Genomic DNA, 962 nt, shown 5'->3' with positions numbered 1-962 from the left:
CCCGCCCGATAGCGAGAGTGCATACTGTTGGTTTACCCCGGTTTTGTATACATAACTTTCAAAATCATCATACACATCATGTGCGGCGAAACCTGCCTTGGCCTGTTCCAAATCAGCAGTTGAAAGTCTGCCCGCCGCATTCAAAATCAGCAGTTCTACAAAGGGCGTTAAAGCCGGTTTCTGGCTGGAGTTGATCTGGCTGGTATAATAACCCTTGCCGAATAAAAACTGCTCTACATCAAGCGCATCGGCTGATGAGATGCGCTGCTCATACCGCAGGTTAGGCTTTTGTGCAAAACCGATGCTGCCCGAAAAATTTACCGACAGCGGCGTATTCTTTTTCCCTCTTTTGGTGGTAATCACAATCACCCCGTTCCCGGCGCGGGAACCCCAGATAGAGGCTGCCGCGGCATCTTTTAAAACGGTGATGCTTTCTACATCTTCAGGGTTGATATTGGCCAGGTCGCCTGCGTAAGGAAAATCATCTACCACAACCAGCGGATCGCGCGGGCCACGGATGGTACTGGTACCACGGATAGAAAATTTACCCGAGGCCGAGGTTGTCCTATCAAAGGTGAGCCCGTTACCAATGGCCTCTAACCTGTCGAGTATGTTTTTGCCCACCTGCTGGTCTAACCTGGCCTTATCCAGTTTGTCAAAAGATCCGGTGGCCCGCGTTCTATCCAGCAACTGGTAACCCGTGCTTACCATAACCTCGTTCAGCTGGTTATCGGCAGGCTGTAAACTCACCACAAATGCCCGGGTTAAAGGCACCGTTACACTAACCGCATAGGTTTTAAAACCCACCGCGGTGGCCACAAAACGGTAAGTACCGGCAGGCAGCTTTACAACAAAGATTCCTTTTGCATCTGTTTGGGTTTTATGCATCAGCCCATCGGCTCCTGTAAGTTCGATGTTCGATAGCACTGCCGTACTATCGGCAGCACTTAAAATTTTGCCGC

At 50.3% G+C, this 962-nt stretch carries 1 protein-coding gene; it reads right to left on the bottom strand.

What is annotated here, in order from left to right; genetic code table 11:
• A partial coding sequence (locus ACFE6N_RS23505; RefSeq protein ID WP_378940368.1) for a TonB-dependent receptor plug domain-containing protein occupies positions 1-962 on the bottom strand: 962 nt, incomplete at both ends.

This window comes from Pedobacter sp. BG31, assembly GCF_042464845.1.
GTDB lineage: Bacteria > Bacteroidota > Bacteroidia > Sphingobacteriales > Sphingobacteriaceae > Pedobacter > Pedobacter suwonensis.
Note: the sequence above shows the minus strand (reverse complement) of the source record. Positions and strands in the feature narration are given on the sequence as shown.